This is a genomic window from Pseudomonas sp. GW821-FHT07E12 (assembly GCF_058986605.1).
The window spans coordinates 183,524-193,109 of sequence record NZ_JBYSVX010000005.1 but is presented as its reverse complement, the minus strand read 5'-3'; the positions used below and the strand labels follow the sequence as shown (position 1 = coordinate 193,109).

8 protein-coding genes are annotated in these 9,586 nt (G+C 65.8%); 5 read left to right on the top strand and 3 right to left on the bottom strand.

Annotation, left to right across the window (positions count from 1 at the left end):
• Window positions 1-131 precede the first annotated feature (131 nt).
• The 5 genes from queA (at window position 132) to secF (ending at window position 5,837) form a co-directional block, all read left to right on the top strand.
• On the top strand, window positions 132-1,184 hold the full coding sequence (gene queA, locus AC3WJE_RS05545; RefSeq protein ID WP_493729783.1) for a tRNA preQ1(34) S-adenosylmethionine ribosyltransferase-isomerase QueA: 1,053 nt from the start codon (window positions 132-134) through the stop codon (window positions 1,182-1,184).
• Window positions 1,185-1,254: 70 nt separating this feature from the next.
• Window positions 1,255-2,394 (top strand): tRNA guanosine(34) transglycosylase Tgt, encoded by a 1,140-nt coding sequence (tgt, locus tag AC3WJE_RS05540; RefSeq protein WP_493729782.1) that lies wholly within the window; start codon window positions 1,255-1,257, stop codon window positions 2,392-2,394.
• Window positions 2,395-2,598: 204 nt separating this feature from the next.
• Window positions 2,599-2,949 (top strand): preprotein translocase subunit YajC, encoded by a 351-nt coding sequence (gene yajC / locus AC3WJE_RS05535; RefSeq protein WP_493729781.1) that lies wholly within the window; start codon window positions 2,599-2,601, stop codon window positions 2,947-2,949.
• A gap of 57 nt (window positions 2,950-3,006) precedes the next feature.
• Window positions 3,007-4,851 (top strand): protein translocase subunit SecD, encoded by a 1,845-nt coding sequence (secD, locus tag AC3WJE_RS05530; protein ID WP_493729780.1) that lies wholly within the window; start codon window positions 3,007-3,009, stop codon window positions 4,849-4,851.
• A 17-nt stretch (window positions 4,852-4,868) separates the two neighbouring features.
• Window positions 4,869-5,837, top strand: a complete 969-nt coding sequence (secF, locus tag AC3WJE_RS05525; RefSeq protein WP_493729779.1) for a protein translocase subunit SecF — start codon at window positions 4,869-4,871, stop codon at window positions 5,835-5,837.
• A 95-nt stretch (window positions 5,838-5,932) separates the two neighbouring features.
• Here secF and AC3WJE_RS05520 read toward each other — a convergent pair whose 3' ends face one another.
• From AC3WJE_RS05520 to AC3WJE_RS05510, 3 genes are all read right to left on the bottom strand, one after another.
• Window positions 5,933-6,091 carry a hypothetical protein gene (locus AC3WJE_RS05520; protein ID WP_493729778.1) on the bottom strand — a complete coding sequence of 53 codons (159 nt, stop codon included), beginning with the start codon at window positions 6,089-6,091 and terminating at the stop codon, window positions 5,933-5,935.
• Between the two features lie 399 nt (window positions 6,092-6,490).
• Window positions 6,491-7,747, bottom strand: a complete 1,257-nt coding sequence (locus AC3WJE_RS05515; protein WP_493729777.1) for a carbohydrate porin — start codon at window positions 7,745-7,747, stop codon at window positions 6,491-6,493.
• Between the two features lie 90 nt (window positions 7,748-7,837).
• Window positions 7,838-9,544, bottom strand: a complete 1,707-nt coding sequence (locus AC3WJE_RS05510) for a PTS fructose transporter subunit IIC (protein ID WP_493729776.1) — start codon at window positions 9,542-9,544, stop codon at window positions 7,838-7,840.
• Window positions 9,545-9,586 lie beyond the last annotated feature (42 nt).

The window sequence follows — 9,586 nt, the reverse complement described above, 5'->3', positions numbered from 1 at the left end:
GGCTTCAGCCGCGACAGGGCGTTATCGGGAAAGCCCCTTCGCGGCTGAAGCCGCTGCTACAAATCCCCAATCCCGACTCCCGAATCCCTGCCCGTTACAATGCCCGCCCCCGATCCGCCCGCCATCCCGCCTTGAAGAAGTCCGATTTCCGCTACGAGCTGCCCGATGAACTGATCGCCCAGGCTCCGCTCGCCGAGCGTTCCGCCAGCCGGTTGCTGATCGTTCCGCCGGGGCCTGCCGCGATGCAGGATCGCCAGGTCCGCGACCTGCCGGAGCTGCTGCAGCCGGGTGATCTGCTGGTCTTCAACGACACCCGGGTGATCCCGGCGCGGTTGTTCGGACAGAAGGCCAGTGGTGGGCGGGTGGAGATCCTGATCGAGCGGCTGCTCGGCGGGCAGCAGGCGCGGGCGCAGATCGGTGCCAGCAAATCGCCCAAGGCCGGTGGCCGGATCGCGCTCGATGCCGGCGGCGAAGCCGAGGTGCTGGGGCGCGATGGCGAGTTCTATGTGCTGCGCTTCGAGGTGTCCGAGCCGCTGGAGCAGTGGTTGCTGCATGCCGGTCGCCTGCCGTTGCCGCCGTATATCCGTCGCGAGCCGGGCCTGGATGATCGCGAGCGTTACCAGACCGTGTTCGCCAAGGAAGTGGGGGCGGTGGCCGCGCCGACCGCGGGCCTGCACTTCGACGAGCCGCTGCTGGCACGCCTGCGCGAGCGCGGCGTCGAGTTCGGCCACGTCACCCTGCACGTCGGTGCCGGCACCTTCCAGCCGGTACGGGTGGACGCGCTGGAGCAGCATGTGATGCATCGCGAATGGCTCAACGTCGGCGCGGAACTGGTCGAGCAGGTGCGTCGCACCCGCGCGCGCGGCGGCCGGGTGATCGCGGTCGGCACGACCGTGGTGCGCTCGCTCGAGAGTGCGATGCGCGATGGCGAATTGCAGCCGTTCGCGGGCGAAACCCAGATCTTCATCCTTCCCGGCTACCGCATCCACAGCGTCGATGCGATGGTGACCAACTTCCACCTGCCCGAAAGCACGCTGTTGATGATGGTCTCCGCCTTCGCCGGCCGCGAGCGCATCTTCGAGGCCTATCGTCACGCGATCGAGCAGCGCTATCGCTTTTTCAGCTATGGCGATGCGATGTTGTTGTGGGGCGGGGATTCGGGATTGGGGGTTCGGGATTCGTAGAAGCAGTCCCCCCGTGTCACCCCGGTTTACGAATCTCCAATCCCGAATCCCCAATCCCTGCCTCCAATCAATGTCCCGACTCCAGTTCCAGCTCCATACCACCGACGGCAACGCCCGGCGCGGCCAGCTGACCTTCCCGCGCGGCACCGTGCAGACCCCGGCGTTCATGCCGGTGGGCACCTACGGTTCGGTCAAGGGCGTGCTGCCCGAGCAGGTGCGCGAGCTGGGCGCGGAAATCATCCTCGGCAACACCTTCCACCTGTACCTGCGGCCGGGCCTGGATGTGATCGGCGATCACGGCGGCCTGCATGGCTTCTGCAAGTGGGACGGGCCGATCCTGACCGATTCCGGCGGCTTCCAGGTGTTTTCGCTGGCGCATCGCCGCAAGATCACCGAGGAAGGCGTCACGTTCTCCGCGCCGACCGACGGCTCGCGGGTGTTCCTGGGGCCTGAGGAGAGCATGCGGATCCAGAAGGTGCTGGATTCGGACATCGTGATGATCTTCGACGAATGCACGCCGTACCCGGCCACCGAGGACGTCGCGCGCCGCTCGATGGAGCTGAGCCTGCGCTGGGCCGGGCGCTCGCGGCAGGCACACGATGGGCTTGGTAACGACGCGGCGCTGTTCGGCATTGTCCAGGGCGGCGTGCATACCGACCTGCGCAGCCGCTCGGCCGAGGGGTTGCAGGCGATCGGTTTCGACGGCTACGCGATCGGCGGGCTGGCGGTGGGCGAGCCCGAGCACGAGCGCAACGCGATGCTCGAACACCTGCATCCGATCCTGCCGAGCGACCGGCCACGCTACCTGATGGGCGTGGGCCGCCCGGAGGATCTGGTCGAAGGCGTGGCGCGCGGCGTGGACATGTTCGATTGCGTGATGCCGACCCGCAATGCCCGCAACGGCCACTATTTCACCTCGTTCGGCACCGTCCGCATCCGCAACGCCAGGTACGAGCGCGATATGGACCCGATCGAACCCGGCTGCGGCTGTTACGCCTGCCGCAACGGCTACACCCGCAGCTACCTGCGCCACCTGGACCGCTGCAACGAGATGCTGGCGCCGATGCTGGGCACCCTGCACAACCTCTGGTACTACCAGAAGTTGATGGCCGACATGCGCGCGGCGATCGCCTCGGGAACCTTTACCGGGTTCCGGCGGTCTTTCTATGCGGCCAGAGGGGCGGTGCCGCCGCCGCTGGTCGGGGAATAACCGATCGTCGCCCCCGCCTTCGCGGGGACGGCGGCTGGAAGATTGCCGGGGCCCGACGCTGATCCCCCGCACATGGATGCGCGGGCTCCCGCGAGGGCTCGCATAAGCCATGGCATACTTTATGGCTGACCTCCGCTGCGGCGGCGACCACAACGGCCGGCACGCCTCCAGGCGGGCTGGCATCCAACGATAGGAAGCAACCTGATGAACCTGCTCGATTTCCTGATTCCCGCCGCTCAGGCACAGACCGCCGGTGGCGGCCAGCCGGCTGGCGGCATGGGGCTCACCACGCTGCTGTTCCCGATCATCCTGATCGCGGTGATGTACTTCCTGATGATCCGCCCGCAGATGAAGCGGCAGAAGGAACACAAGTCCATGCTCGACAAGCTGAGCAAGGGCGACGAGGTCATCACCAACGGCGGCCTGGCCGGCGTGGTCACCGACATCGGCGACAACTTCATCACCGTTGAAGTGTCCGACAACGTGCGCGTGCGCGTGCAGAAGGGCGCGATCGGCCACGTGCTGCCCAAGGGCACGCTGAAGTCGGCCAACTGATCGATCCTCACCTACGCTAGGCGTGGCGCCGGGACGGCGCCGCGCAGGACCGTCGCAATGCTCGAATTTCCCCGCTGGAAGTATTTCCTGATCCTGGTCGCGCTGGTGTTGAGCACGCTGTATGCGTTGCCCAACGTGTACCAGAAGGACCCGTCCGTACAGATCAACGCCAACCGTGGCGGGCAGATCGACGATGCGTTGCGCGAGCGCGTGAGCGCCGACCTGACATCGGCGGGCATCACGCCCAAGTCGGTGGCCAAGGAGGGCGAAAGCCTGATCGTGCGCCTGCCGTCGCTGGAAGCGCAGACCCGCGCCAACGACGTGCTGCGTCAGCAGATAGGCGAGAACTACACCATCGCGCTGAACCTGGCCTCGACCGTGCCGAACTGGCTGGCCAAGCTGGGCGGCAAGCCCATGGTGCTGGGTCTGGATCTGGTCGGCGGCGTGCACTTCGGCTTGCAGGTGGACCAGAAGGCGGCGCTGGACAAGCGTCTGGATGGTTTCGCCGAGGACATCCGCACCACGCTGCGTGACGGCCGCATCGTCTATCGCAGCGTCGATCGCCGTCCCGACAACAGCATCCAGGTGCAGTTGGGCGAGGGCGCCGATACCGACACCGCCCGCATCGCGCTGGCCAAGGCCCAGCCGAGCCTGAATTACTCGGCTTCCGGCAGCACCATCGCGGTGACCGTGCCGCAGGCCGAACTGCAGCAGATCGCCAGCGGCGCGATCGAGCAGAACCTGACCACGCTGCGCAACCGCGTCAACGAACTGGGCGTGGCCGAGCCGATCATCCAGCGCCAGGGCGAAGACCGCATCGTGGTCGAACTGCCGGGCGTGCAGGACACCGCCGAGGCCAAGCGCCTGATCGGCGCGACCGCCACGCTGGAATTCCGCGGTGTGATCGAGGGCAATGCCGAGGACGCGGTGCGCACCGGCAACATCCCGCCGGAAGCCAAGGTCTACCGCCTGCGCGACAGCGGCGCGCCGGTGCTGCTGAGCAAGCGCGTGCTGGTGTCGGGCGACCAGATGGTCAGCGCCAGCGTCGCCACCGACCAGAACGGTCTGCCGGCGGTCAGCGTGACCCTCAACAACTTCGCCGGCCAGCGCATGCTGGACTACACCAGCGCCAACGTCGGCAAGCTGATGTCGGTGGTCTACATCGAGCGCATCCCGACCGTGAGCATGGTCGACGGCAAGGAAGTGCGCAGCGTGCGCGTCAAGGAAGAAGCGCTGGCGCCGACCCGTATCGCCGGTGTGTTCGGCAAGAACTTCCAGACCACCGGTCTGGAGAAGAGCGAGGCCGAGAACCTGGCCAAGCTGCTGCGCGCCGGTTCGCTGGCCGCGCCGATGGATTTCGTCGAGGAATACGTGATCGGCCCGAGCCTGGGTGCGGAGAACGTCGAGCGCGGTATCCACGCGGTGGTGTTCTCGTTCCTGTTCACGCTGGCGTTCTTCACCGTCTACTACCGCGTGTTCGGCGCGATCACCTCGGTGGCGCTGCTGTTCAACCTGTTGATCGTGGTATCGGTGATGTCGCTGTTCGGCGCGACCATGACGCTGCCCGGTTTTGCCGGTCTGGCGCTGTCGGTGGGCCTGTCGGTGGACGCCAACGTGCTGATCAACGAGCGAATCCGCGAGGAGCTGCGCCACGGCATGCCGCCCAAGTCGGCGATCGTGGCCGGCTACGAGAAGGCCGGCGGCACCATCCTCGACGCCAACCTGACCGGCTTGATCGTCGGCGTGGCGCTGTACGCGTTCGGTACCGGTCCGCTGAAGGGCTTCGCGCTGACCATGATCATCGGCATCTTCGCCTCGATGTTCACCGCGATCACCGTGTCGCGCGCGCTGGCGACGCTGATCTACAGCCGTCGCAAGAAGCTGAAGTCGGTAGCCATCTAAGGAATGAGATAGACATCATGAAACTGTTCCCGCTCCATCTCATCCCGAACGACACCAAGATCGACTTCATGCGTCACCGCCGCCCGGTGCTGGCGCTGATGCTGGTGCTGCTGGTGGCCTCGATCGCGATCATCGGCCTGAGGGGTTTCAACTACGCGCTGGAGTTCACCGGCGGTACCGTGGTCCACACCCACTTCGACAAGCCGGTCGACGTCGATGCGATCCGCGAGAAGCTGGCCACGGCCGGCTTCGAGGGCGCGCAGGCGCAGAGCGTCGGCGGTGGCAATGACGTGATGGTGCGTCTGCAGCCGCACGGCGAGCACAACAACGCCGACGATGCCTCGCATTCGATTGCCGATCAGGTACGTCAGGCCGTGTCCACCGCCGACAACCCGGCCACCGTGCAGCCGGGCGAGTTCGTCGGTCCGCAGGTCGGCAAGGACCTGGCGAAGAACGGCGTCTACGCGACGGTCTTCATGCTGGTGGGCTTCCTGATCTACATCGCGTTCCGCTTCGAGTGGAAGTTCGCGGTGGTGGCCAGCCTGACCGCGTTCTTCGACCTGATCCTGACCATTGCCTACATGTCGCTGCTCGGTCGCGAGTTCGACCTGACCGTGCTGGCCGGCATGCTGTCGGTGATGGGCTTTGCGATCAACGACATCATCGTGGTGTTCGACCGCGTCCGTGAGAACTTCCGCAGCCTGCGCGTGGATTCGCTGGAAGTGCTGAACCGTTCGATCAACCAGACCCTGTCGCGCACGATCATCACGGCGGTGATGTTCTTCCTGTCGGCACTGGCGCTGTACATGTACGGCGGCTCGTCGATGGAAGGCTTGGCCGAGACCCACATGGTCGGCGCGGTGATCGTGGTGGTGTCCTCGATCATCGTCGCGGTGCCGTTGCTGAGCATCGGGCCGTTCGCGGTCAGCAAGCAGGATCTGCTGCCGAAGGCCAAGGACGTGGAGGCGCTCGCGCGCCGTCCCTGAGTGTCGCCGGCGTCTGCGCCGGTCATTGCCAACAAAAAAGCCGCACCTCGAAAGGCGCGGCTTTTTTGTTGTTTGTCGAGAGCGGTGACTCTGGATCAGTTGGGTTCGCCACCACCACCACCTCGATCACCACGATCGCCGCCACGATCGCCACCGCGATCACGGCCGGGGCCGTCATGGTGGTGGAACGGTGGCAAGCAGGCGCTGAGTGCCAGCGCCGCTGCGATGGCGAGCAATACAGTACGCAGCTTCATCGGAGATCTCCTACGCGGGTGGAGAGCCATCCTGGCACGCGGGTTGTATAGAGCGATGCATGCTGCGATCCGGTGGGTCATCCGGGTTCAGCTAGCTGTCCGCTGGCCAAGCATGTGTTGGATTTTGGCGTGTGCCGGCAAGGTGGCGACATGTTGGTGCGACAAGGCTCTTTGTCGCCGCGAAGATCTGTGTGATTTTTTTCCAGATCGTCATTCCCGCGAAAGCGGGAATCCATGGACTTTCGGGCAGATGAGGCAATGGTTGCTCCAAAATGCCGTTTCGGGCACGCGGCGCATGTCGTTGCATCCACCGCCGGGCTACGTCCATGGATTCCCGCTTTCGCGGGAATGACGATCTCTGAGCTGTTGAATGGCGCCAGCGTAGAACAACCGCGAGCGTTACAAGCTCCAGTCGATCCGCATGCCGGCGATCAATGCATTCGGCAGGTCATGCAGACGCGCCGGCTCGTCGAACTGGTCCGGATGGACGATGTAGTGCAGGTTCGGGGCGATCCGCAGCTTCGGCGTGATCTGGATGCCGTAGCTCAGTTCCATCATCACCTGGCTGTCATGCGGGGTGCCGGTGCCGCCTGCGGCGGCGCGCGCCAGGCGCAGGTTCTCCAGCGCGATGTCGCTGTACTTCTGCTGGGTCACCACGAAGGCGATGTTGTCCTGCGGACGGCTGGCGAAGGTGCCTTTCTGCACCAGCCCGGCCTGCAGGAAGTAATCCTCGATCAGCTGGCCCGAGGTGCCCTTGAGCACGGCGCCGAACACGGTCAGGCCACGTCCGTTGCCATCACTGGTGACTTGTTGTTCGACACGTGCGAACGCGCCGGAGCGGCCATGGCGGGTCGCGTAATCCAGGCCGCTGAGCAGTGCGGGAGTGCCGTAGGCATCGCGCAGCGGATCGTTGTAGGTCGAGTTGTCCTGCCAGCCTCCGATTTCGTACTTGGCTTTCAGGCGCGCGGAGGGCGAGCTTTGCCAGCCGATCGCGTACGGCATGATCCAGCCGGTGGCCTGGTTGGTGCTCCACTTCAGACCATGCTGGCCGTCCTCGGCCTGGCTCGGATCGACCTGGTAGGCGCCGAGGTGCAGGTAGACGTTGGGTGTCACCCAGGCGGTGGCATCGGCCATCCAGCTCGATACCGGCCACCAGGTGAAATTGCTGGTGCGGAACACGTAGGTCGGGTTGCCGCAGGCCGAGTTGCCCTGGAAGTACTGGCACAGCTCCGAGCCGAGGAAATGGATGTTGGCGACGCTGCGGCCGGCTTCCAGTACCAGGCGGTCATCGAGCAGCTTCTGTTCAATGGTCAGATTGGCCAGACGGGTGCCCTGGCCGCCGTAGATTTCCTGCACGGAAGTGCTGTTGCCGGTGCTGCTGTTGGCGAGATTGGTGCCATGGCGATTGATGCCGTAGGCCTTGAGCGTGGCACCGCGCCAGCCGAAGGCGGCATCGAGATTGATGTCGGCGCCGAACATCAGCTGGCCGGCATAGGCAGTGCCGCTCTTCTTGCCGCCATCGAGCGTGGCGGCGGCTTCGCCGGTGTAGGCGAGCTTGGGGGTGAAGATGTCGCTGGTATCGGCGGCATGCGCCAGGGGGGCGAGGGCCAGCGCGATCGCGGCGGTCAGCAGGCGCGGGAGGGAATGGGCGGACATGGCAGGGGGCTCCGGGGCAGATCGTTGCGGACGCAGCAGCCCAAGCCGGCGGCAACGATGCCGGTCAGGATGTACGGCGGTGGCGGGATATCAGGCCGGTGCGGTGACCGGCTTCTTGAGGACACGCAGGGCGATGGCGGTGACGGCAACGCCGACCAGCAGCGCCAGCAGGTAGATGCCGAGATGGCTGACCGCATTCGGAATCGGCAGTACGAACACGCCGCCGTGCGGGACTTTCAGTTCGACACCGGCGGCCATCGAAATCGCGCCGGCCACCGCCGAGCCGAGTACCAGTGCGGGGATCGTGCGCAGCGGGTCGCGTGCGGCGTAGGGAATCGCGCCCTCGGTGACGAAGGCCAAGCCGAGCACGCCGGCAGCACCGGCGGTGCCGCGTTCTTCGCTGGTGAAGCGATTGCGGAACAGCCAGGTCGCCAGCGCGATGCCGAGCGGCGGGGTCATGCCGCCGATCATGGTCGCGGCCATCGGCGTGTAGACCTGGCTGGAGATCAGCGCGGTGGAGAACGCATAGGAGGCCTTGTTGACCGGCCCGCCCATGTCCACCGCCATCATGCCGCCCAGCAACAGGCCGAGCAGGATCGCGCTGCTGCCCTGCATGCCGCGCAGCCAGTCGGTCAACCAGGCCAGCAATTCGGCCACGGGGCTGCCGATCACGTACATCATCAGCAGGCCGACCAGCAGCGTGCCGAGTACCGGCAGGATCAGCACCGGCTTGAGCCCTTCCAGGCTGCGCGGCAGGCGCAGTCCGCGATTGAGCCAGTACACGCCGTAGCCGGCGATGAAACCGGCCAGGATGCCGCCGATGAAACCGGCACCCATGTTGGCTGCGACCAGTCCGCCGATCATGCCCGGCGCGATGCCGGGGCGATCGGCGATGGAGTAGGCGATGTAGCCGGCCAGCGCCGGCACCATCAAGGTGAAGCCGGCCTTGGCGCCGATCTGGAACAGCGACCAGGCCAGCGTGCCCTTGTGTGCGTCGTCGAAGGCGTAGATGCCACCGATCGCGAACGCCAGCGCGATCAGCAGGCCGCCGGCGGTGACGAATGGCAGCATGAACGACACGCCGGTCATCAGGTGCTTGTACGGACCAGCGACCTTGGTCTTCTCCGGCGCGGCGCTGGACTCGCTGGCGACGCCGTGAGTACGTGCTTCGGCAAAGGCCTTGCGGATCAGATTCTGACCATCGTTGATCGCCGGCTTGGTGCCGCTCTTGTACAGACGCTTGCCGGCGAAGCGCGACAGATCGACCTCGCGATCGGCGGCGATCAGCACCAGATCGGCAGCGGCGATTTCTTCCGTGCTCAGCGCGTCCTGCGCGCCGACCGAGCCTTGGGTCTCGACCCGGATCGGGTGGCCCAATGCCTTGGCGGCCTGTTGCAGGCCCTCGGCGGCCATGAAGGTGTGAGCGATACCGGTCGGGCAGGAAGTGACCGCGACAATGTGCCTGGTGGTGTTGGTGGCGGCAGACGTTGCTGCGCCGGGAACGACAAACTGCGCAAGCGCACTCGTTGGGTTGTCGAGCACCGCGCCGAGGCTGGCGTGCGCGATCCCGGCGTTGCCGAAGCGCGCGGTATCGGCCTCGCCATCGCCGATCACCAGCACCTGTGTGGCGGTGCTTGCTTGATCGATCGATAGTGCGCCGGTCACGCCCTGGTCGCTGCGGATCTCGATCGCCAGTTCGAGGCCGCGCTGGCGGGCAGCGCGACGCAGTGCCTCGGCGGCGAGAACCGCTTCGATGCTGCGTTCGCCTGCGGCGATGACCACGATGGAAGCTTGCATGGGAACTCCTGGAATCCGGTTTTTTGCTGTTCGTAGGAGCGG